General features: G+C 71.9%; 18 protein-coding genes. 8 read left to right on the top strand and 10 right to left on the bottom strand.

The window, feature by feature from the left end; genetic code table 11:
* Window positions 1-13: 13 nt before the first annotated feature.
* The 3 genes from BA062_RS01945 to BA062_RS01935 are packed head-to-tail and all read right to left on the bottom strand — an operon-like array spanning window position 14 to window position 3,529.
* On the bottom strand, window positions 14-1,936 hold the full coding sequence (locus BA062_RS01945; RefSeq protein ID WP_110334252.1) for a TNT domain-containing protein: 1,923 nt from the start codon (window positions 1,934-1,936) through the stop codon (window positions 14-16).
* Window positions 1,937-1,966: 30 nt separating this feature from the next.
* Window positions 1,967-2,239 (bottom strand): YbaB/EbfC family nucleoid-associated protein, encoded by a 273-nt coding sequence (locus BA062_RS01940; RefSeq protein WP_110334251.1) that lies wholly within the window; start codon window positions 2,237-2,239, stop codon window positions 1,967-1,969.
* Between the two features lie 9 nt (window positions 2,240-2,248).
* Window positions 2,249-3,529: an MFS transporter gene (locus BA062_RS01935; protein ID WP_391352556.1), complete on the bottom strand. Its 1,281-nt coding sequence runs from the start codon at window positions 3,527-3,529 to the stop codon at window positions 2,249-2,251.
* A 24-nt stretch (window positions 3,530-3,553) separates the two neighbouring features.
* Between BA062_RS01935 and BA062_RS01930 the strand changes: the two genes are divergently transcribed.
* A complete protein-coding gene (locus tag BA062_RS01930) occupies window positions 3,554-4,201 on the top strand; it encodes a YqgE/AlgH family protein (protein WP_281271601.1) in 648 nt (215 codons plus the stop codon).
* Between the two features lie 88 nt (window positions 4,202-4,289).
* Here the strand turns inward: BA062_RS01930 and BA062_RS01925 are convergent, their stop codons facing one another.
* Window positions 4,290-4,727 (bottom strand): SdpI family protein, encoded by a 438-nt coding sequence (locus BA062_RS01925; protein WP_110334356.1) that lies wholly within the window; start codon window positions 4,725-4,727, stop codon window positions 4,290-4,292.
* 65 nt (window positions 4,728-4,792) lie between these two features.
* On the opposite strand from BA062_RS01925, the gene BA062_RS01920 reads away from it, so the two are divergent.
* Window positions 4,793-5,893: an esterase-like activity of phytase family protein gene (locus tag BA062_RS01920; RefSeq protein WP_110334355.1), complete on the top strand. Its 1,101-nt coding sequence runs from the start codon at window positions 4,793-4,795 to the stop codon at window positions 5,891-5,893.
* Window positions 5,894-6,072: 179 nt separating this feature from the next.
* Window positions 6,073-8,922, top strand: coding sequence for a leucine--tRNA ligase (gene leuS / locus BA062_RS01915; protein WP_110334249.1), 2,850 nt, complete (start codon window positions 6,073-6,075; stop codon window positions 8,920-8,922).
* On the opposite strand, the gene BA062_RS01910 is transcribed toward leuS, so the two are convergent.
* Window positions 8,906-9,667, bottom strand: a complete 762-nt coding sequence (locus BA062_RS01910; protein WP_110334248.1) for a TetR/AcrR family transcriptional regulator — start codon at window positions 9,665-9,667, stop codon at window positions 8,906-8,908. The two genes, leuS and BA062_RS01910, sit on opposite strands and share 17 nt — an antisense overlap.
* 79 nt (window positions 9,668-9,746) lie before the next feature.
* Here BA062_RS01910 and BA062_RS01905 point away from each other — a divergent pair, with 79 nt between their 5' ends.
* From BA062_RS01905 to ptsP, 3 genes are all read left to right on the top strand, one after another.
* Complete coding sequence (locus BA062_RS01905) at window positions 9,747-11,465, top strand: DUF6346 domain-containing protein (protein WP_110334247.1); 1,719 nt, start codon at window positions 9,747-9,749, stop codon at window positions 11,463-11,465.
* A gap of 307 nt (window positions 11,466-11,772) precedes the next feature.
* Window positions 11,773-12,642, top strand: coding sequence for a ribokinase (locus tag BA062_RS01900; RefSeq protein ID WP_168213854.1), 870 nt, complete (start codon window positions 11,773-11,775; stop codon window positions 12,640-12,642).
* Between the two features lie 48 nt (window positions 12,643-12,690).
* The gene (ptsP, locus tag BA062_RS01895; protein ID WP_110334245.1) at window positions 12,691-14,325 is read left to right on the top strand and encodes a phosphoenolpyruvate--protein phosphotransferase; all 1,635 of its coding nucleotides are present in this window, start codon (window positions 12,691-12,693) and stop codon (window positions 14,323-14,325) included.
* A 78-nt stretch (window positions 14,326-14,403) separates the two neighbouring features.
* Here ptsP and BA062_RS01890 read toward each other — a convergent pair whose 3' ends face one another.
* The 5 genes from BA062_RS01890 to BA062_RS01870 all read right to left on the bottom strand — a co-directional run bounded on the left by BA062_RS01890 (window position 14,404) and on the right by BA062_RS01870 (window position 18,435).
* The gene (locus BA062_RS01890) at window positions 14,404-15,063 is read right to left on the bottom strand and encodes a DUF1707 SHOCT-like domain-containing protein (protein WP_110334244.1); all 660 of its coding nucleotides are present in this window, start codon (window positions 15,061-15,063) and stop codon (window positions 14,404-14,406) included.
* Between the two features lie 70 nt (window positions 15,064-15,133).
* Window positions 15,134-15,484: an MmcQ/YjbR family DNA-binding protein gene (locus tag BA062_RS01885; protein WP_110334243.1), complete on the bottom strand. Its 351-nt coding sequence runs from the start codon at window positions 15,482-15,484 to the stop codon at window positions 15,134-15,136.
* 7 nt (window positions 15,485-15,491) lie between these two features.
* Window positions 15,492-16,145 (bottom strand): response regulator, encoded by a 654-nt coding sequence (locus BA062_RS01880; RefSeq protein ID WP_110334242.1) that lies wholly within the window; start codon window positions 16,143-16,145, stop codon window positions 15,492-15,494.
* On the bottom strand, window positions 16,142-17,278 hold the full coding sequence (gene macS / locus BA062_RS01875; protein WP_110334241.1) for a MacS family sensor histidine kinase: 1,137 nt from the start codon (window positions 17,276-17,278) through the stop codon (window positions 16,142-16,144). The genes BA062_RS01880 and macS overlap by 4 nt, the downstream gene beginning before the upstream one ends.
* Window positions 17,275-18,435 carry an AI-2E family transporter gene (locus BA062_RS01870; RefSeq protein WP_245959641.1) on the bottom strand — a complete coding sequence of 387 codons (1,161 nt, stop codon included), beginning with the start codon at window positions 18,433-18,435 and terminating at the stop codon, window positions 17,275-17,277. The genes macS and BA062_RS01870 overlap by 4 nt, the downstream gene beginning before the upstream one ends.
* 330 nt (window positions 18,436-18,765) lie before the next feature.
* Here BA062_RS01870 and BA062_RS01865 point away from each other — a divergent pair, with 330 nt between their 5' ends.
* Both BA062_RS01865 and BA062_RS39700 read left to right on the top strand, forming a co-directional pair.
* Window positions 18,766-19,626: a hypothetical protein gene (locus BA062_RS01865; protein ID WP_110334239.1), complete on the top strand. Its 861-nt coding sequence runs from the start codon at window positions 18,766-18,768 to the stop codon at window positions 19,624-19,626.
* A gap of 201 nt (window positions 19,627-19,827) precedes the next feature.
* On the top strand, window positions 19,828-22,818 hold the full coding sequence (locus tag BA062_RS39700) for a hypothetical protein (protein ID WP_168213853.1): 2,991 nt from the start codon (window positions 19,828-19,830) through the stop codon (window positions 22,816-22,818).
* Window positions 22,819-22,845: the final 27 nt, after the last annotated feature.

The following is a 22,845-nucleotide window of genomic DNA, read 5'->3' as shown; positions in this document are numbered from 1 at the left end:
GCCTTGGGGTGCGTCATGCCCGCCGTTCGAGGGCGCCCGTTTCGACGTGGTGCCCGATCGCACGGGGCAGCAGGTAGGCGATCGCTCCGCCGGGCAGCGGACCCCACGGCAGGGTCACGCCCGTGAGCACGCGAATCGGCCTGCGCACCTCGTAGTCGTGCACGTCGTGCTCCCGCTCGAACGCCAGCGACGTCGTCGCAAACGGCGTGTCCCGCGGGTGGGCGAGGTTGCCGCCCTCGTTGCCGTAGCGCCGCAGCACGGTACCGACGGGCAGCGTGACCAGGCGCTTGTTCCGGTAGTACGTCAGCGGCGGCTCGCCGCGCAGCGGCAGGATCGCCCAATCCGTGGCGTGCGCGGGCGGCTCGTTCGCCTCGGCGTCCTCCGGCACCCCCTGCCTGGCCCGGCCCGGCAGCAGCAGCACCGCGCCGAGCAGCGCCTCGGCCGCGGCCTGCACGCGCGGGAAGTACCTCGGCGCGACGGGCTCGCCGTCGGCGTAGGGCGCGACCTCCCAGCCGTGTGGTGTGCGGCGCAGGCACCACGCGCCCTCGGCGGTCTCGCCGATCCGGTACGCGCTCTCGGCGACGCCGTACTCGGCGAGGCGCGTGCGCAGCACGCGCAGCACCTGGGAGGCGCGCAGCGGCGGCCTCGGCTCTTCGCCGCGCTCGGCCCTGGTGACGGCGTCGGGCTCGGCGAGGTCCTCGGCGATCTGCGGCGGGTGGGGCCGTCCGGTGACTTCGGCCTCCGCGGTCGCCCGCACTCGCTGCGGAACGTAGGGCGTGCGGTAGTCCTGCGCGCGGATGTGGTCGAGCAGCTCGCCCTCGGGCGGGACTCCGTACTTGCGGAGGTAGTGGGGCACGGCGGCGGGCCAGATCCACACGCCGTCGGTGTGGAACGCGTCCGGCACGTTGGGGGCGCCGCCCGGCACGAAGATGTCAGGGAGCGCACCGGGCCGTCCGGTCGCGACCGGGGCGCGGTAGAGGTAGCCGAGGATGCGCGGCACCTCGTCCTGTGGCACGGGCGGGCGGTTGACCACGGGCTTGTCGCCCTCGGCGTGGCTGTCGACCACCCTCGCGAGCCGGAAGCTCACATCCAGCGGCAGGCCGGCCTTCGCGGCGAGCCACGCCGGCACGTGCTTGCGCGGGTAGTAGCCGAGCTCGACCTCGTAGCTGCGGGCCGTGGTGCGGCCCTCCGGCGCGAGCCGCCATTCCGGCTCGGCCTCGGCGTCGTAGTCGAAGTCGAAGTTCGACTCGGAGTCGAGCGTGAACGTGCCCTGGAACCAGGTGCCCGTGTCGGGTTCGTACATCGCGGAGCGCAGCTGGCCGAACAGCTGACCCAGCTCGGGGGGAGCCGACAGCGACACGGCCACGTCGCCCGCGACGGCCCGCACCTCCAGCTCGGAGTAGTCGCCGACCTGGCGGAACCGCGCGCCGACCCGCTGCCAGCCCGAAGGCAGGAAGCTCAAGATCGTGCGACCGATCGCCCGCAGCAGGGCCTGCGTGTCGCCGCTGCCCGGCTCGCTGCGCGGCGCGCCGTCCTCGGTGAAGTCGTGTCGCTCCTGCCAGAGGACGGTCAGGCTCTCTGGGTCGTCTGTCGTGGTGGTGAAGTCGGTGAGCCCCAGCTCGGCGGCGACGCGCTCGTCGCGACCGGCCCAGCGCAGCGTCAGCTCACCGTCACCGGAGCGAGGCTCGACGCGGTAGGGCTCGTCGTCGTACATGCAGTAGGTGTGGATGCCGAACGTCGCGTTCGCCTCGGCGGCCGGAACGACCTTCGCGGGCGAGCCGTTCCACTCGGTGTCGAAGCCCTCGGGCGCCTCGCCCGGCCGGGCGATCAGCAGGACGCTTTCGTCCGCCGTCGATCGCTGTGCTCGGAAAATGTGGCCGTTCCACAACGCGTAGAGCGCGTCAGGCCGGTCGGCCACCTCGACTCGGTAGCGCACGCCGTTCCCCCCTCGGTCACCTCACCTTCATTAAACCTGGCGGACGTGCCGATTGCGCCTGGGTGTCGGCCTCGGTGGCACCGGTGGCGGAGCGGGCGCCGAGGGCTCGTGCTGCTGGGCCCTGCTCGTGCCCTGGCGGACGACGTCGAGCACGGTCCTGGCGAGCGACGCCGGATCGTTGCCGTCGAACGCGGTGGGCGCGAACTCGAGCCCGGTCAGTGTTCCGGTGGAGTCGACGGTGGCGCGGACGAGCCCGTCTCGCGATGTGACGGTCGCCGACGCTGCGTTACCAGCAATGGTCACAGCCTCACCCTAACGGGTGGCGACGAGATATCCGGCGATACCGACGAGGTAGAGCACTGTCGCGACCACGAGCAGGCCCGGTGAGTACCCGTCGAGCGGCGCGAACGCGGCCGCGAACGACACCGCGGCCACCTGCATGGTGTTGAACAGGGTGTCGTAGAGCGCGAAGACCCGGCCTCGGGCCTCGTCGCCGACGTCGCGCTGCACGGCGGCGTCCACGCACAGCTTGATCACCTGACCGCCCGCCGTGATCACGAACGCGGCCAGCAGCACCGTGGGCAGCACGAGCGGCAGCCCGAGCCCCGCCTGCGCGGCCGCGGCCACCCCGAGCCCGCACACCACCACCCTGCGCCTGCCGAACCGGGACACGGCCTTCGGCGTCAGCAGCCCGGCGAGCAGGATCCCGGCGCCGCCCATCAGCGCGACCTGCCCGAGTCCCGGCAACCCTGCCTTCAGTGGGCCGACGTCGGTGAACGAGTAGCGCATCAGCAGCACGGTGAGCAGCAGGGAGATCCCGAACGCCGCGCGGTGGGCCAGCAGCGCGATGAGCCCGGCTCGCACGCTCGGCGTGCGGGCCGCCGCCTTCGCTCCGGAGACCAGACCCGCGGCGACGGCGACGAACGCGTTCGCGGGCTCGTCCACGGTGTCCGGGCCGAGGCTGCCCCTGGCGAACCGGGTCGCGAGCACGGCGCCCAGCACGGAACCGAGCACGGCGAACGAGGTCGTCCACGCCGAGCCGGTGTCGCCGGTGCCGAAGACCGCCCGCAGGCCGATCGCGCACGCGCCGCCGAGTACGGCGATCGTGGCGCCGACGGTGGCCGAGAAGGCGTTGGCGGTGACGATCCGTTCGGCGGGCACCACATGGGGCAGTGACGCCGAGAGCCCTGCGCCCGCGAAGCGCGAGATGCCCATCACGAGCAGTGCCAGTGAGAACAGCGGCAGGCCCTCCACTCCCGCGCCGACGGCCGCGGCCGCCGCGACGACGGCGAGTCCGCGCAGGATGTTCGCCACGACCAGCACACGCCGGCGGTCCCAGCGGTCGAGCAGCGCGCCCGCGAACGGGCCGACCACCGAGTACGGCAGGAGCAGCGCGGCGAACCCGCCCGCGATGGTGGCCGCGTCGGCCGCGCGCTCGGGGTTGAACAGCACCGCACCGGCGAGGCCCGCCTGGAAGGCGCCGTCACCCCAGTGCATGGAGAACCGCAGGTAGAGCAGCTTCCGGAACTCGGGGATGCCCAGCAGCGCGCGGGGCACGGCAAGCCTTGCCCTCGTCTGCGCTCCCGCTGTCACAAGTTCTCAGCTTAGGCCCGTTCGATGGCCCCGGCGTGGCGTCGCGAGTTGACACAGCACCGTGACTCCGGCCCGCGGCGCGAGTGGGATCATGTACGGGTGCGAGCGGACGCCGAGGTTGAGCCAGGCACACTCCTGGTCGCTGCCCCCACGATGTTCGACCCGAACTTTCGCAGGACCGTGGTCTTCGTGATCGATCACCGCGACGAGGGCACCCTCGGGGTCGTGCTCAACCGGCCCAGTGATGTCCCCGTCGACGAGGTGCTGCCGAGCTGGGGTGAGCACGTGGTGGAACCGCAGGCGGTGTTCGTCGGCGGACCGGTCGAGAAGAAGACGGCGCTGTGCCTCGCCGCTCTGCGCACGGGCGAGACCGCCGCGAGTGTGCCAGGGGTGATCGCGGTGCGCGGTCCCGTCGCGCTCGTCGACCTCGACGCCGATCCGGACACGCTCGTGCCGAAGGTGCGCGGGCTGCGGGTGTTCGCCGGTTACGCGGGCTGGGATTCGGGGCAGCTGGCCGGGGAGATCGACCGGGGCGACTGGCTGATCGTGCCCGCGTTGCCCAGCGACGTGCTCGCGACTCCGAAGCGGGACCTGTGGGGTCAGGTACTGCGCCGGCAGGGGCTGCCGACAGCGCTACTGGCTACGCACCCTGGGGACTTGCAGAGGAACTGAGTCTTTCCGGGGGCGACCCTCGGACCCCACGGTGCGAGCTCGTCACCTTGGCGAGCGCCGACAGCTGGGTCGGCACCAGCGCCCGCGCTCAGGACGCAGGGGTTGCCGAGTCGGCTCCGGTACCGCTCAGCGCGGAGCAGCCACCGGCACCGCACGCGCAGCCCGCACAGCCTGCCGGGGCCTCCTTCGGCGCGGGAACCGCGGCGGCCGCCCGGTGGCCGAGCACTCCGCCTCCCGCCACGAGCAGGAACATGCCGAGCAGGCCCACCACCGCGGCGATGATCACGCCGACCGCGTTGGGCATCACCAGCCCGGCCGCGCCGGCGAGCACGCCCACCGCACCGGCGGCGACGGTCGGCAGGCCGGCGACCTTGTTGGCGACGCGGAACGCCTCGTCGCTGCGCAGCGTGGCCGCGGTGCGCACCCCGGCGCCGCGATCGCGGGGGAGTTTCTCCCGCAGGCCGAGGAAGCCACCCCAGCCGACCAGAACGCCGAGTACCACGGGAATCAACGCGACCACGAACACGCAGCCGAGAATACGTTCCATTCCAGGTCACCTTGTCGACACCCTGATGCGGTGTGCTGAAGGCCATGTCCCGCACCTTCCTCGCGACCGGCCTGCTCGGCGCGCTGTCGCTCACGCTCGTGACCGTTCCCGCCGCCTCGGCGCACTCCCCCGATGTCCGGCTGCTCGGCGTCACCACGGTGCCGAACGCGATGCCGTTCGAGGGCACCACCGTGGGCGGGCTCTCCGGCATCGACCGCGACCCGCGCACCGGCGGGTACGTCCTCGTCAGCGACGACCGCTCGCAGCTGCAGCCCGCCCGCTTCTACACGGCCGACATCGACGTGAGCGCCGACGGCCTCGGCGAGGTGACCTTCACCGGCACGCACCCGTTCACCCGCCCCGACGGGACGCCGTACCCGGCGAATTCGGTCGATCCCGAGGAGCTGCGCGTGGACCCGTGGCGTGGCGGCTACTACTGGAGCCAGGAGGGCGAGCGCAGCGCGACGGTCTTGTCCGACCCCTCCGTGCGGGAGGCCACGCCCACCGGTGCGTACGTGCGCGACCTGCCGATCCCGGACAACGAGCGGATGACCGAGACGGCGGGTCCCCGGCGGAACCAGGTGCTGGAGGGCATGACGTTCGCGGGCCTCGGCTCGCTCGTGGTCACCGCGCTGGAGGGGCCGCTGCTGCAGGACGGGCCGGAGGCGACCCCCGAGCACGGCGCCCTCTCGCGCATCACCGTGCAGGCCAGGCGCGGCCCGGTGCTCGCCCAGTACGCCTACGAGCAGGAGCCGATCTTCGCCGCGCCCGCACCCGGTGGTTCGGCCAACAACGGCGTCGTGTCGATCCTCGCCGCCGGCCACGCGGATCCGACGCGGTTCCTCGTGCTGGAGCGCGCCTATGTGAGCGGGGTGGGCAACCGTGTCCGGATCTTCGAGATCGACACCAGCGGCGCCACGAACGTGCTCAGGGTGGACTCGCTCGCCGGGGCGAAGAAGGTGAAGCCCGTGCGCAAGCGGCTCGTGGCCGATCTGGCGGACCTGCCGCTGGAGCACGTCGACAACGTCGAGGGCATGACGTGGGGTCCGAGGCTTGCCACCGGCGAGCGCAGCCTGCTGCTCGTGAGCGACGACAACTTCTCCGGCGGCCAGGTGACGCAGGTCATCGCGCTGGCCCTGAGGTAGGGCCTTCGGAAAACCCGCTGGCGGGGGTGGCTACCATAAAGCCGTGCATTCGGCCAGCCTGCTCCTTAGCCGGCCGCACTGACCGGAGGCTCCGGCCGGTGCGGCGAACCCCTCACGCCCTGGTGGCTGAGGGGTCGCGTTGTTTCTGGAGCAGGTAACAAGCACGGGAAGGTTCGGCGATGACAGACGGCACCGAGACGACTCCGGCCCACCGCTACACCGCGGCGCTGGCCGGGCAGATCGAGCGGCGCTGGCAGGACTACTGGGCCGACCACGGGACCTACCACGCGCCCAACCCGGTCGGTCCGCTCGCCGAGCAGGACAAGCAGCTGCCCTCGGACAAGCTGTTCGTCCAGGACATGTTCCCGTACCCCTCAGGCGGCGGCCTGCACGTCGGGCACCCGCTCGGCTACATCGGCGTCGACACGTTCGCGCGGTACAACCGCATGATCGGGCGCAACGTGCTGCACACGCTGGGCTACGACGCCTTCGGGCTGCCCGCCGAGCAGTACGCGGTGCAGACGGGCACGCACCCGCGCACCACCACCGAGGCGAACATCGCCAACATGCGCCGCCAGCTGCGCGCGCTGGGCCTCGGCCACGACGAGCGGCGCTCCATCGCCACCACCGACGTCGAGTACTACCGCTGGACGCAGTGGATCTTCCTGCAGATCTTCAACTCGTACTACGACGAGAAGCAGGACAGGGCGCGCCCGATTGCCGACCTGGAGAAGGAGTACGAGGACGGCACGCGCGCGACGCCGGACGGCCGCCCGTGGGGCGAGCTGAGCCGCGTCGAGCAGCGCGAGATCATCGACTCCCACCGCCTGGTCTACATCTCCGACGCCCCCGTGAACTGGGCTCCCGGCCTGGGCACGGTCGTGGCCAACGAGGAGGTCACGCCGGACGGCCGCAGCGAGCGCGGCAACTTCCCGGTGTTCCGCAAGAACCTGCGCCAGTGGATGATGCGCATCACCTCCTACGCCGACCGCCTGGTCGACGACCTGGAGCTGCTGGACTGGCCAGAGCAGATCAAGACGATGCAGCGCAACTGGATCGGCCGCTCGCGCGGCGCGAACGTGCGCTTCGCCGCGGGTGACGCGCGCATCGAGGTCTTCACGACCCGGCCCGACACGCTGTTCGGCGCCACGTACATGGTGCTGGCGCCCGAGCACCCGCTGGTCGAGAGGCTGACGGCGGGCGAGTGGCCGGAGGGCACCGACGAGCGCTGGACCGGCGGCGCCGCGACGCCGGCGGAGGCCGTTTCCGCCTACCGCCGCGAGGCGTCGCGCAAGTCCGAACTGGACCGGCAGGAGAACAAGGACAAGACCGGCGTCTTCACCGGCTCGTTCGCGGTCAACCCGGTGAACGGCGAGCAGATCCCGGTGTTCATCGCCGACTACGTGCTGATGGGCTACGGCACCGGCGCGATCATGGCCGTGCCCGGCCAGGACCAGCGTGACTGGGACTTCGCGAAGAAGTTCGGCCTCGGCATCATCCGCACGGTGCAGCCGAGCGAGGGCTTCGACGGCGAGGCGTTCACCGGCGAAGGCCCGGCGATCAACTCCTCGAACGAGGACCTGAGCCTGAACGGCATGGGCGTCGAGGACGCCAAGAAGGCGATCACCGCGTGGCTGGAGGAGCACGGCCACGGCGAGGGCACCGTGCAGTACAAGCTGCGCGACTGGCTGTTCGCGCGGCAGCGCTACTGGGGTGAGCCGTTCCCGATCGTCTACGACGAGGACGGCCTGCCGATCGCGCTGCCGGAGGACCAGCTGCCGCTCGAGCTGCCCGACGTCGAGGACTACTCGCCCAAGACGTTCGACCCCGAGGACGCCGACTCCGAGCCGCAGCCCCCGCTGGCCAAGGCCACCGACTGGGTCGAGGTGACGCTGGACCTCGGCGACGGGCCGAAGAAGTACCGCCGCGACACCAACGTCATGCCGCAGTGGGCCGGTTCGTGCTGGTACCAGCTGCGCTACATCGATCCCACCAACGACGACCGGTTCGTCGACCCCGAGAACGAGAAGTACTGGATGGGGCCGAGGCCTGCCGAGCACGGCGTCAACGACCCCGGCGGGCTGGACCTGTACGTCGGCGGCGTCGAGCACGCCGTGCTGCACCTGCTGTACGCGCGCTTCTGGCACAAGGTGCTGTTCGACCTCGGCCACGTGTCGTCGAAGGAGCCCTACCGCAAGCTGTTCAACCAGGGCTACATCCAGGCCTACGCCTACGTGGATGCCCGCGGCTTCTACGTGCCCGCCGACGAGGTCGAGGAGAAGGACGGCAGGTTCTTCTACAACGGCGAAGAGGTCAGCCAGGAATACGGCAAGATGGGCAAGAGCCTCAAGAACATCGTCACGCCGGACGCGATGGCCGAGAACTACGGCGCCGACACGTTCCGGTTCTACGAGATGTCGATGGGGCCGCTGGAGATCTCGCGGCCGTGGGCGACCAAGGACGTCGTGGGCGCGCAGCGTTTCCTGCAGCGGCTGTGGCGGCTGGTGGTCGACGAGGACACCGGTGCGCTGCGCGTCAGCGACGCCGAGCTCACCGACGAGGACCTGCGGCGCCTGCACAAGACCATCGCCGGGGTTCGCGAGGACTACGCCGAGCTGCGGTTCAACACCGCGGGCGCGAAGCTCATCGAGCTGAACAACTACGTCACCAAGGTCTACGGGGCCACCCAGGCCACCCCGCGCGGGCTGGCCGAGCCGCTGGTGCTGATGCTCGCGCCGCTGTGCCCGCACATCGCCGAGGAGCTGTGGCATCGCCTCGGCCACCCGGACACGCTGGTGTACGGGCCCTTCCCGCATCCCGACGCGAAGTACCTCGTGGAAGACACGGTGGAGTACCCGATCCAGGTGAACGGCAAGGTCCGTTCCCGGGTGACGGTGGCCGCCGACGCGGGCAAGGACGACGTCCAGGCCGCGGCACTCGCCGACGAGAAGATCGTCGCGCTGCTCGCCGGTGGTGAGCCGCGCAAGGTGATCGTGGTGCCGGGCCGCCTGGTCAACGTGGTTCTGTGACGGGCCCGGTGTCCAGGCCGATCTCGCGGGCGAGGTCCGCGAGCAGCGCGTCGAAGAGCGCGTCCGGCTTGGACACCGGGATCGGGTAGTTCCCGAACACCTCGAGCGTGACGTGCCCGTAGAGCCGGGCCCAGAACTGCATCATGAGGTACGTGGTGCCGAGCGTGAGCCGTTCGGCGGGCACGCTCACCCCGGAGTCGGCCATCACCGCGAGCAGTGAGTCCCGGTACGCGGCCAGGTCCTCGCGCAGTTCGGTGGGCACCACGTCGTCGGCGGGCAGCGCGACGTCGGCCTCGGCCAGCACCTGACCTGCCGCGAGCAGGAACACCCGCCCGAACGGCTCGGTCACCTGCTTCAGCGTGGCGACGCTGCTCGGCGCGGAGCCGACGCCCCCCGTCGGTGACGCGAAGACGAGCGTGAACTCCTTGGTGTGGGTGAGCGCCCAGCGCCGGAAGCCCTTGCAGATCGCGAACAGCTGCTGGGTGCCGCCGTTACGCAGGTCGGCGATCTCGGTGGCCAGCTCGTCGCCGAGATCGGAGATCACGTCGATGCGCAGGTGCTCGATGAGGTCGTCGCGGGAGCCGTAGTAGCGGTACAGCGCGGGCGCGGTGATGCCCAGCTCCCTGGCGATGGCCCGCAGGGTGACGGCCTCCGGGCCGTGCTCGACGAGCAGGGCCCTCGCCGTCTGCCGGATTTCCCGGTCGGTGGCCGCGCGTTCGCGACCCCGGCGTACAGGCCTGTTCATGACGCACCCCGCTGAGCTGGCGTTTGTCCTTGTGGTCCGGACTCTGCGCAGTTTAGGGGCTACGCGAGGATGTGACCTCGTGATCGCCGACGAAACGCCACTCGAAGATCCCCGGCTGCTCGCGGGGCTGCGCAACCGGCGCGAGCGGCTGGCGATGTTCGGGGAGAGCGTCGCGACGTGGCTGGTGCTCGTGGTCGCCGTGCTGGGTCTGCTGACGGCCTTCCGCATCGCCGACGCTCCGGAGAACAACACGAGGACGGGCTCGGGCGCCGCGCTCGCCCAGGTCGAGTCGTGTGAGCGGCGTGGCCCGGTGAGCACCGGGGGCCTCGGCTACTTCTGGGAGTGCACGGCGCGGGTGCCCGGTGTGGACGGTCCGGTCGCCTTCCGCGCCGACGAGCTGACCGCTGCCGACATCGGCAGGACGGTGCCGGTGCGGCAGGACGACGGCAAGTGGGTGCGCGACGTCGGTCATCCGTACGGGTTCCTCACCGTGCTGGTGTGGGTGGCCGTCGCGGGTGGAGTCGTCTTCGTGTGGGCGACCGGGTTCCGGTCCCTGTTCGCGGCGCTGGCCTTCTCGGCGACCCTGCGCTACCGCGCCGACCCGGACCTGCGGAGGGTGACCGCCAACCGGTACCACCGGGACGGCCGGTTGCCGTCGGTGCCGTCGGCGCCGACGGCGCCGTCTTCGGAGGAGCCGTCGCGGCCCTCGGACCCGGCGCGGGTGGAGATCCCGCTGCACGGGGCGAACGACCTCGCCGTCCGGATCGTGCTCGTGGCCTATCTCGCGGTGAACGCGCTCGCGGTGCTGGGCCTCGGCGGCGTGCTCGGCTACGTCACCCACGACCTGGGCACGGGGTTCGATCCCGCGTACCTGCTCAGCGGCGCGCTGGTGGTGCTTGGCCTCGCGCTCGGGTGGGTCACGGTGTACGGCCACCGCGAGGCGGCCAAGCCGTCGGTCAGCTACGTGACGGTGACGCTCGACGAGCAGGGCATCCACGTGCCGATGAACGACGACACGACGCGAACGGTGCCGTGGCGGCAGGTGGAGGGCCTCGTGTTCGACGAGTACCCCGGCCCGCACGGCGCCGAGCTGGTGACGGCCTACTGCTCCCGCGAGTCGGCGGAGGGCACGCCGCCGTGGCCGCCGGAGTTCGTCCGCACCACGGGCCGCTACGGCCACGTGCTCTCGCCCGCGCTGCCGCTCGCCGACGCCGAGACGTTCGCGGCGGCCGCCGAGCGGTACCGCCCCGGTGTGGTGCGCTGGCCCGCCCGCGAGGTCCGGCGTGGTGGCTTCGGCTTCGCCCGCACGCTGCGGGCGGCGGCCCGCATCGTCCGCTGGGGTGCGGCGAAGGCGGAGCCGGGTGCCGCCGTCACCGTCGACGCGGCCACGCCGTCGGTCGCGCGCACGAGCGGGGTCTTCACGACGTGGCTGCTCGGTCTCGCCACACTCGCCGCGCTCGCCGGTGGCCTTGAGAAGCCGGCGCTGGCGCTGGGCGTGCTGACCTGCGCGGGCATCGTCGTGCTGTACCGCGCGCGGTTCCGGGGCGGGCCGGGCGAGTTCGTGGTGGACGGCGAGCGCCTCCGCTTCGCGCAGCCGGGCGGGCACGTGCTCTCGGTGGACTGGGGCGACGTGCGGGAACTGGTGGTCGAGGACGGTCTCGTGCGCCTGGTTCCGAGTGACGAGCCGATCGAGGGGCTGCACGCCGGTGTGCTGGCCGAGCTGTCGAGGGAGGCCGGGAGGCGGCTCGCGGCCGCCGTGCGCGAACGCGGGCCGGAACGGGTGGCCGTGCGGGCCTGACGATCAGGGCGCCGCCGGCACCGATCACTCGGGGGGCTACGTGACCGGTGCCGGCGACCCGATGCCCGACTGGGTCCGGGGACCGGGGTCGGACAACACCCCGCGCGAACGCGGTGGTGTCTGTGGAGAGTTCACCCGGCCCCGACGATGACGCCTGGACCCCGAACTCACCTGAACGAGTGAAGCTCGGTGCGAACACTCGCCTGATTGTCGCATCAGCAGCCACGAAAGTTACAAAGGAATTCACGTCTGTTCAAGCGTCGAGGTCATGGGTCGATCAGCGCGATCTCATGGCAGGCTTGGCGTCGTGAAAGCACAGGTGCTTGTCGTCGGCTCGGCCAATGCCGACCTCGTCGTCGCCACAGAACGCAGGCCGGGGGCCGGGGAGACCGTGCTCGGCGGCGACACCGTGACGCTGCCCGGCGGCAAGGGTGCCAACACGGCGGTCGCCGCGGCCCGGCTCGGCGCCGACGTCGCCCTGCTGGGCGCGCTCGGCGACGACGGCCACGGCAGGCTGCTGCTGGACTCGTTGAGCGGCGCCGGGGTCCGCACCGAACTGGTGCGGATCGTCGACCGGCCGACCGGCGTCGCCTACATCACCGTGACCCCCGACGGCGAGAACTCGATCCTCGTCTCCCCCGGCGCCAACCTCGCACTGGAGCCCGCCGACGTCGACAGTGCGCTCGACGGCGCCCGCGTGGTGGTGGCCTCGCTGGAGACCCCGCTGCCGACCGTCGAGCACGCCATCGCCGCGGGCGCCGCCAAGGGTGTGCTGACGGTCCTCAACCTGTCGCCCGTCGCGAAGGTCGCCGACAGCGCCCTCGCCGCGCTGGACGTGCTGGTGGTCAACGAGCACGAGGCCGCGTGGCTGCTGGGCGCCGAGTCGGCCGAGTTCTCGCGGCTGCTCGAGCTCGGCCCGCGTTCCGCCGTGGTCACCGTTGGCGCCCGCGGCGCCGTGGTGGTGACCTCGGACGGGCTCACCGAGGTCGCCTCGCCGAAGGTCGACGCCGTGGACACGACCGGTGCCGGAGACGCCTTCGCCGGCGCGCTCGCCACCGCGCTCGCGCAGGGAGACTCCGTCGCCGATGCCGCGCGCAGGGCCGTGCGGGTCGCGGCGATGTCGGTCACGCGTCGCGGTGCGCAGCCCTCGTACCCGAGTGCGAGCGAACTACAGTGAGCCTCGCACCGGTCCATTGGAGGAACATGTACCGCTATGGTCTAGACCATGTCTGACGCACAGCTCTCCGGGGTGGGCGTGAGCCCTGGCCGCGCGAGCGGCCCCGTCGTCAAGATCACCGAGTCGATCGAGGAGCCGGCCAGCAGCCCCGGTCCCGACGACCCGTACGCCGAGGCCGCGCTCGTCGCGCCCGCGGCGCAGGCCGTCACGACCAGGCTCGAGACGATGGCGGAAACGGCGAGTGGTGACGCGGCGGCGATCCTGCTCACCACCGCGGCGATGGCGTCAGACCCGGCACTGCTGAGCCAGGCCGAGCAGCTCGTCACCGCGCAGCGCATCCCCGCCGCGCGAGCCGTCTACGAGGCCGCGAACAACTTCGCGCAGGCACTCGCCAGCGCAGGCGGCCGCATGGCCGAGCGGGTGCGGGACATCCAGGACGTGCGTGACCGGATCATCGCCGAGATCCTCGGCATCGCCCCGCCGGGAGTGCCCGAGCCCGCGACGCCGAGCGTGCTCGTCGCGCGTGACCTCGCGCCCGCCGACACCGCCGGCCTCGACCCGGCGAAGGTACTCGCGCTCGTGACCGAGGAGGGCGGCCCCACCAGCCACACCGCGATCCTCGCGCGCTCGCTCGGCATCCCCGCCGTCGTGGCCGCGCGCGGGGTGCTCGCGTTCGAGGCAGAGGCGATCTCCGTCGACGGCGACACCGGCACGATCGAGGCCGTCGACCCCAGCGCGCCCGCCGTGGCCGCCACGGCCGCCGGAGCGGCCGAGTGGAACGGCGTCGGTGAGACCGGCGACGGGCACCGGGTCAAGGTGCTGGCCAACGTCGGAGGCCCTGTCGACGCGCGGGCCGCCGCCGAGGCCGGTGCGGAGGGCGTCGGCCTGTTCCGCACCGAGTTCAGCTACCTCGACGCCGACGACGAACCGTCGGTGGACCAGCAGCGCGGCGCCTACACCGCGGTGCTGGAACCGTTCCGGGGCAAGCCGGTGATCGTGCGCACGCTCGACGCGGGAGCTGACAAGCCGCTGGCCTTCCTCGACCCCGAGGTGGAACCCAACCCGGCGCTGGGAGTGCGAGGCGTGCGCGTCGCGTTCGACCGCACCGGCGTGCTCGACCGGCAGCTGGAGGCCATCGCGGGCGCGGCGGCCGACTCCGGCGCCGAGGTCTCCGTGATGGCGCCGATGGTGGCCACGGCCGAGGAGGCCGCGTGGTTCGCCGAGCGCGTGCGTGCGGCGGGCATCGCGAGGGCGGGCGTGATGATCGAGGTGCCCGCGGCGGCGCTCACCGCGAGGGAGGTGCTCGACGCGGTGGACTTCGTGTCGCTGGGCACCAATGATCTAGCCCAGTACACGTTCGCCGCCGACCGGCAGCTCGGAGCCGTGGCGAAGCTCAACGACCCGTGGCAGCCCGGCCTGTTGCGGCTCATGGCGCTCGTCGGCGAGGCCGCGAAGGCCACCGGCAAGCCCGCGGGCGTGTGCGGTGAGGCCGCCGCCGATCCGTTGCTGGCGAGGGTGCTCGCCGGGCTCGGCGTCACGAGCCTGTCGATGAACGCGGGCTCCGTGCGGGCCGTCGGCGCGAGCCTCGTGGCGGTGACCCTCGCCGACTGCGAGCGCGCCGCTCAGGCCGCCGTGGCCGCTCCCACGGCCCAGGCCGCCCGCGCCGCCGCCAAGGACGCCTGACCAACGCTCCCCAAGGCACTGTGGTCGCGTTCAACGCGACCACAGTGCCTTGGGGCAAGTCGGGGCGTCGCGAACGGGTCAGCCGAAGAGGCCGCGGCGGGGGTAGCGGGTGGTGAGCGAGCCGCCGTAGACGCGGCCGGTGAGCACGAACCTCGGCACGCCGGCCTTGCCGGTGGAGTTGGTCTTGTCGTCAATCGACGACCACTTCACCTCGGTGATGCCGTTGAGGTCCACGGCACCCTGCTCGGGGATGATCACGGTGACCGAGCTCCACTTGGTGTCCAGCTCGACGTGGACAACGGGGCCGGTGATGTCGGCCTCGGTGAAGTCGAGCTTGGTCTCGCCGTACTTGTTGCGTACCAGGATCTCGGTCGGCACCCGCCAGCGGCCGCGCCGAACGAGCGACGAGCCGTGCGCCTTCAGCTCCAGCCGCTCGCCGTCCGCCGCGGGGACGAATGCGGGGGCCGCAATCGACGTCGCCGGGACCACCGCGTCGCTGTGCACGAGCCCTGGCAGATCGATGAGCACGGCGTTCAGTTCGCCGCGGGTACGGGCCGCGAGCGCGATGTCCGTGCGTTCGGTGAACTCGTCGAGATCGAGCATGCCCCGCCCGATCGCGCGCTGAAGCAACTCGACGACGTGCTCGCGCTCCGCGTCCGAGACCCGCAGGTTGCGCTGCCGGGCCTGCTCGTCGAGGACCGGCGCCTGTTCCGTCTGGTTGTTCTCGCCCTCAGCCACGGCTTCGATGCTATGGGTCCGGATCGTCCGGAGGATCGGGGAAAACCCCGGAGCCGACCCTGAACGCCGGTCAGCGTTCGGCGTCGTAGGCCGCGACGACTCGGTTGGGCGCCTTGTTGCGCCACGCGGCCTCGACGAGTTCTCTCAGCCGCTCGGCCGGCACGCTCGCGAGCCGTACGCGCACGCCCACCCAGATCGGACGGCCGGCGTTGCGCCACACCTCCTCATAGGTCGCCGGATCCTCCGCGACGGCCGCCCCGGCGGTCTCCCGGTCAACGGCGACGATGGCGGTGGTCTCGCCCCGCTCGAGCCCGGCGAAGGGTTCGCCCCTGACGGCGAAGCTCGGCAGCCGGAAATGCGTCTTCTCCTCCACCTCCGGCAGCGCGTTCGCGTAGGCACGCAGGTCGTCGAGTCCGAGCACGGCGCCGCTACTCCTCCTCGCGGTCCAGGCCGTGCTCGATCGCGTAGCGCGCGAGCTCGACCCGGTTGTGCAGCTGGAGCTTGCGCAGCGTCGACTGCACGTGGTTCTCCACGGTCCGGTGGGAGATCACGAGCCGGTCGGCGATCTGCTTCGCGGTGAGTCCCTTGGCCACGAGGCGCAGCACGTCGGTCTCCCGCTCGGTGAGCCGGGGCGGCGGCTCCCCGGCGGCGGGCGCGTCGGCCATGCGCCGGTACTCGCCCAGCACCATGCCCGCGAGCCCGGCCGTGAACACCGGGTCTCCGTCCGCGGTGCGGTGGACGGCGTCCACCAGCTCGCGCACCGACGCCGACTTCACCAGGTAGCCCGACGCGCCCGCCTTCACCGCCTCCAGCACGTCGCTGTGCTCCCCGCTCGCGGAGAGCACGAGCACCCGCGTCTCCGGCAGGTCCCGCGTGATCGAACGCGTGGCGACCACGCCGGACGTGTCGCCGAGGTTCAGGTCCATCAGGACCACGTCGGGCCGCACCGTCCCGGCGATCCGCACGGCCGCGTCGGCGTCCGCGGCCGTGGCCCGCACGTCGAAACCGTGCTCTGCCAGGTCGCGGGCCACGCCATCCCGCCAGATCGGATGGTCGTCGACGATCATCACCGAGACCGTCATCGGCTCCCCCTCCTCCGCTGTCTCGGTCGCGGCACGCGCAGCTCCCACTCGGTTCCCGCTCCCGGCGCGGTCTCCAGCGTGCTCGTGCCGCCCAGGTCGTTCACCCTGCCTCTGATGGACATCGCGACGCCGAGGTGTCCCTCGGCCTCGGCCGCCTCGAGCCTGCCCGGCGGGATGCCGGGGCCGTCGTCCCTGATCGTCAGCACGACGTCCTCCAGCAGCACCCACGCCTTCGCCGCAGGTCCCGCGTGCCGTTCCACATTGGACAATGCCTCCTTGGCGACGGCCACGAGCTCGGTGACGACCGTGGCCGGCAGGCGCACGTCGCCCGCGGGTCCTGAGACCTGCACGCTCGGCGTGGCCAGTAGTTGCAGCGCCGCGCGCAGGTCGGCGTCGCCGCCCGCGGGGCCGGAGGGTTCGGTGCTGACCAGCGCGCGCAGCGCGATCTCCTGCTCTCCGGCCAGCCTTGCCAGCTCGGCCGCCTCGCCACCGAGCTCGGCTCCCCTGCGCCGCACGCGCGCGAGGACCTGCAGCACGCTGTCGTGAATGGAGCGGGCGAGCCGTTCCCGTTCGGCCGTCGCCGCCTCGGTGCGCATGGCCTGTGCGAGCGTGGCCTGCGATCGGCGCGCGGTGGTGGCGGTGATGCCGATCAGCAGGCCGCTCGCCGTCAGCAGTACCCCGTCGCGCGCGACGTCCAGGTCGAACTCCAGCCGCGCGAGCCCCGTGCACACGGCCATCACGAGCCCGGCGAGCACTCCGCCGACGGCGCCGAACCGGGCGCCCGCCGTCAGCGGAGCCACGGAGGCCCACACTGTGGTGACGAGCGGAGCCGTCTCGGCGAACTGCTGATCGGAGAGCACCTGCTGCGAGGTCAGCATCACCCCGCACGTCACCACGACGTCGGCGACCACGAGCGAGCGCAGCCGAAGTGACTCGCGCGCGAAGGTCAGCGTGGTCACCAGCGACCACGCCGCCATCACGCCGAACGCCGCCCACGCGAGGCCGGGCCGGTCGTAGCCGGAGCGGTACACGAGCAGTGCGCCGAGTGCGAAGGCGAGCGTCACCCAGCGCAGCACGATGGTTCCCCACCACAACGGCGTGGCGGGGTCGCGCAGCGCGGGCGACGTGCTCACCGCTTCTCCTGCTCCTGTTCCGCTGTCTCGGTCTCGTCGTCGGCGTTGACCTTTGCCTCCTTGTCGGCGAGCACGTCCACGCTCTCCGGATCGGGCGAGCGTTCGTGCAGTAGCGACTTGATGCCGGAGTTGAGCACGGCCAGCAGCGGCACCGACAGCAGCGCACCCGGGATCCCTGCGGCGACGAGGCCGACGGTGATCGCCAGGATCACGGCGAGCGGGTGCAGCTTCACGGCGCGGCCGAGCAGCAACGGCTGCAGGACGTGGCTTTCCAGCTGCATCACGCCGACCACGATGGCCAGCACCACGAGCGCGGTGACGAAGCCGTTGGTCACGAGTGCCACCAGCACGGCGACCGCACCGGTCACGACAGCACCGATGATCGGGATGAACGCGCCGAGGAACACCAGCGTCGACAACGGGATCACCAGCGGCACGCCGACGATCCACAGCCCGATGCCGATACCCACCGCGTCGACCACGGCGACCGCCGCCGTCGCGCGCACGTAGCTCACGAGCGAGGCGAACCCGCGCCGGCCTGCGGTGTCGACCCGGTCGCGCACGTGTGCGGGCACGCCCCGCATGAGGAAGCCCCAGATCTGTTCGCCGCCGACCAGGAAGAAGATCAGCACGAACAGCGTGAGCAGGAAGCCGGTGAGGAACTCGCCGACCGTGCTCGCCGTCGTGAGCGCGCTGGACGTCAGCGCGGCCTGGTTCTCCTGGATCATGCCGATGGCGCTGTTGATCGCGTCCTCGATCTGCGTTTCGCGCAGGTGCAGCGGCCCGTTGATGAGCCAGTCCTCGATCTGGTTCAGGCTCTCGGTGAGCTGCCGCTGCAACGCGGGCAGACCGTCGGTGAACTGGATGATCACGAACGTCAGCAGCCCGCCGACGACCCCCAGCCCGCCGACGAGCACCAGCGCCGTGGCGAGCCCTCGCGGCACCCGTACGGTCACGAGCCTGCGCACGGCGGGCGCGAGGAGCGCGGCGAGCAACAGCGCGACCGACACCGGGATCACGACCACCGACAGGTAGCCGATGATCTCCACGACGACGTACAGCGCGGCGATGACGACCAGGAAGCGCCAGGCGAGCGCCGCGCAGACCCGGAGTCCCTTCGGTACCGACCCGGTGACGTCCGGATCCTCCGAAATCACCGGAAGCTTCGGCGTTTTCTCATTCACGACGCCACCGTATCGGTCCCGGCTCGCGATGTTCGCCGATCGGCGCAGGAGAGCCGCCAACTGTCCACACTGGAGCCTCATTCGGCGCGAACGGAGAGTTAACGACGTTGGTCAGCGTTGATCACCAACGGTGAAGTGTGGACACACACTGTGTTCTTCACACGATTGGGCCATCAAGTCGTGTTGGACGTGCATCCGGCCCACGCAATTTGCCAATCTCGGTGGCACGCAGCCAACAAGTGCTCGCTCGAGCACGCTGTGTCACCCACTTCGAGAACACCTTCCGACAGGAGAGTTGTGGCCATGACGGCAGCCGCCACGGGACGCGAGGGTCGCGTCCGCAGGTGGCTGTCGCGTGCCCTGCTCGTCGCGGGAGGCGTCGCCGCCGCGTGGGCCGTCTCCACCGCGTCCGCCTCGGCCGCCGAGGACGGGCCCCAGCTCGATGCTCCCGCAGTCGCCGATGCGGCCAAGGGCGTCGGCGCCGCGCTCGCCGGGCCCAAGCCCGCCGCAGAGCCGCAGGACGACACGCCGCAGCCGGCCAGGCTCGGCGACGGCCGGATCGCCGCCGAGGTCAAGCACTCCGTGCAGCACCTCTGGCAGCGCGCCGTCGCCGAGCCGGTCGGCGAGACGCTCGAGGGCGTCGGCCGGCTGCTCACGGTGCCGGAGGAGCGCCAGGACCTCGGCAAGAACGTGTGGGAGGCGCTGCAGCCACGCGACGGCGAGCTCGTCGAACTGCCCGGACTCACCGAGCTGCCGGGCATCGACGGTCACGGTGACACCGGCACCTCCGCCGAGCCCGACCGCGCGGTCGACGGCCACTCGGTGCACACCGAGGGCGACGCGACCAAGGGCACGAAGCACGTCACGGGCAAGCACCGCACCGAGAGCAAGGCGCCCGTCCGGTCGGCGCCCTCGGACAACCCAGCGGACACCGGCGAGCAGGATCGTGAGTCCGCTCCGGCCGCGCCGCTGCCCATCCCGGTGAGCCCGGCGGCGCCCGCGCCCTCGGGCAACACCCACGCTCTCCACCTCGATGGCCCGCTGCTCGGCATTCCCGCCGGCGCCGTGGCCGCGTTCGACCACAACGTGCCCGGTTCCGTCCGGGCCGGCGTCGTGCACCTGCCGACGCAGCCGGGCTCGCAGCCCGGTGTGACGCCAGACTGATTCTCGCCGCGGGGTAGCTGACGCCACCCTCCGCGGCCGTTTCCCGCGCCCGCTCGCGCGTCAGCTTCGTGTTCCCCGCTTTTCCACCGCGGCACGCGGTCTCTTCCGCGTACCCGCATCCGTCGGTCCATTCCATCGCGCACGACGGAGCGCACCACTAAGGCCCCGCAAGGGAACCAAGGAAAAGGAGAACACCTCACTATGCAGACCTGGGCGAAGCGCGGAATCCAGACCGCGCTGGTCACCGGTGGTTTGCTGATGCTGGGCACCGGCATCGCTTCTGCCAACGAGAGGGTCGACCCCGACGCCCCCGCAGGGCCGCTCGACCTGACCCTCAGCGTTCCGTATCAGATCAAGGACAACGCCGTCGGCACGCCGCTCGGGCAGGTCAACCTGCCGGGCCACGAGGGTGAGGTCAGCACCAAGCCGGTCACCAACCTGGTGAACAAGGCCGCCGCTCCGGTGAGCAAGGCCGCGGCCCCCGTCGCGAAGGTCGCCGCGCCCGCCACCGCTCCGGTGAACAAGGCCGTGAGCAAGGTGTCCGAGGCAGGCTCGACCCTCGGCAAGGCCGCCGCGAAGACGCCGATGGCCCCGCAGCGTGCCGAGGCGTCCACCCTCCCGGCCGTCGAGCAGACCGACGACCCCTTCATGGGCAACAAGATCGTCGGCAACCTGGCGCTCCCGATCCAGATCACCGGCAACGCGGTCGGCGTCCTCGGCGACGCGGAGGTCCACTCCGACGCCGAGCAGTCCTACGCCCACAACACCGACATCAGCACGAACGGCGCGGGCGGCGGCCTCGCCGGCAACGTCGTGAACCTCGACTGGGCGCTGCCCATCCAGATCTCCGGCAACGCCGGTGGCCTCGGTGGCAGCGGCAAGACGTCGGGCAGCGCCTCGCAGAGCGCGGAGACCACCGGCGACATCGAGACCGACGGCACCAACGGCGGCCTCGCGGGCAACGTCGTCGCGCCGGCATTCGCGACCCCGGTGCAGCTGTCGGGCAACGCGCTCGGCTGGTTCCTCGCGCACGCCGAGAGCGACTTCGACGCCGAGAGCGAAGCCGAGTCCGGTGGCTACATCGAGACCCACGGCGACAAGGGTGCGGGCACCGGCAACGTGGTCGGCGCGCCGATCGCGCTGCCCGTCCGCATCGCCAACGACGCCGTGTCGTGGGGCGGCGACGCCGACGCGACCGGTTCCTCCGAGGTCGAGGCCACCGCGGGCGACACCCCCGGTGACCGCGGCGGCAAGCCCGCGTACATCTCGACCGACGGCGACGACTCGTTCCTCGCCGGCAACGTCGTGCAGCCGCAGGGCGCGCTGCTGGCGTCGGTCACCGGCACCGCGGCCGCGTGGATCGGCAACTCCACCACCGAGGACACCAGTTCCGAGGCGGAGATGCAGGCCGGTGGGCCGTCGTACACGAGCGGCCGCAACGCCGCCGGTTCCGGCAACGTCGCCGACCTGCCGGTCGCGCTGCCCGTCGAGGCCTTCGGCATCGGTGGCACCTGGATCGGCAACGCGCACGCCAAGAGCCACGAGAACACCACGAGCGCCCTCGCCGGTGACGAGAACCTGACCAACGGCGACGGCTCGTTCCTCTCGGGCAACACCGCCGCGGGCCAGATCGCCTCCACCGTCGAGGCGTTCGGCATCGGCGGCAGCTGGATCGGCAACGCCTCGGGCCACGCGACCGAGGACAAGACGGTCGACGCCGGTGGCTACAACGGCACCCGCGGCAACGACTCGGCCGGCTCCGGCAACATCGTGCAGGTTCCGCTCGCCGTGCCCGCCGAGGTCTTCGGCGTCGGCGGCAGCTGGATCGGCCAGGGCGTCGGCACCGCCGAGGAGACCAAGGTCGTCAAGGCCGGTGGCGGCGGGAACACGGAGGACGACAACGGATTCGCCGCGGCGAACCTCGTCTCCGCCCCGGTGTCGCTCCCGGCGCAGGTGTTCGGCATCGGCGGCACCTGGATCGGCAACGGCTTCGGCGAGGCTTCGGCCGACACGATCTCCGAGGCCGGCGGCAACGTGAAGGCCAACGGCAAGAAGGGCACCGGCGCGGGCAACATCGGCTTCGTCCCGGTGTCGCTGCCCGTCCAGGTGCACGGCATCGGCGGCAGCTGGGTCGGCAACGCCGGTGGCGAGAGCGACAACCTCCTCGACTCGAAGGCCGGCGGCGACGCCACCACCACGGGTGAGGGCGGCTCCATCGCGGGCAACGTGGTGCAGGTTCCGGCCGGCGCCGCGGCGACCGTGTTCGGCCTCGGCGCGAGCTGGGTCGGTGTGGTCTCGGGCGAGTCGACCAACGACGTCGTGTCGGAGGCCGGTGGCGACACCACCACCAACGGCGACGGCGGCTCCATCGCCGGTGACGTGGTGAGCGCACAGGCGCTGCCGATCGCGCAGGTCTTCGGTTCGGCCGCGAGCCTGACCGCCGTCGCGACGGGCGAGGGTGAGAACACGACCGAGGTGACCTCGGGCGGCGACATCACGACCTCCGGTGTCGGTGGCGCGCTGTCGGGCGACATCTTCGACGTCCCGGTGGCCGCGGTCGCGCAGGTGTTCGGCGTGGCGGGCTCGGTCGGCGGCGTGGCGCACGCCGTCGCCGACAACGACACCACCGGCACGGTGGGTGGCGAGACCACGACGGCCGGCGCGATGGACGCCCTCTCGGGCTTCGACGGCCAGCTGCCGGTCGGTGTGCTCGCGCAGGTCTACGACATCCCGCTGGCCCTGGTCGCGGTGGCCACGTCCACCACCGAGAACGCCACGGACATCTCGGTGGCCGGCGAAGAGCCGCAGATCAACCTGCCGATCACCGGCGACGAGCTGCCCGCGACGGGGCTGCCCGCGCTGCCGAGGTCGCTGCCGAGCCTGTCGGAGCTGCCGACCGACCTCCCGACGGACCTGCCGACCGACCTGCCGCAGCTGAACCAGCTGCCGATGGAGACGCCGCTGTCGGGCGCCGAGCGTGCCGACGTCGGGCTGCTGCCCGAGGTCCAGGGCATGCCGGACGTGACCGCGCTGCCGGGTGCGCCCGCGCTGCCGAAGGTCAACGAGCTGGCCGGTCTGCCGGGGCTGCCCTCGCTGGACGCGGGCTCGCTGACGCCGCAGGCCGACCTGGCGTCGCTGGACTCGGTCCAGGGCACCATCTCGGGCGTGCTGGACGGCGCTGCGCTCCGCTGAACAGCGGTTAGCTGAAACCGGGCCGGG

The sequence above is a fragment of the Prauserella flavalba genome (assembly GCF_003202235.1).
GTDB lineage: Bacteria > Actinomycetota > Actinomycetes > Mycobacteriales > Pseudonocardiaceae > Prauserella_A > Prauserella_A flavalba.
This window is presented reverse-complemented; position numbering and strand designations above follow the sequence as displayed.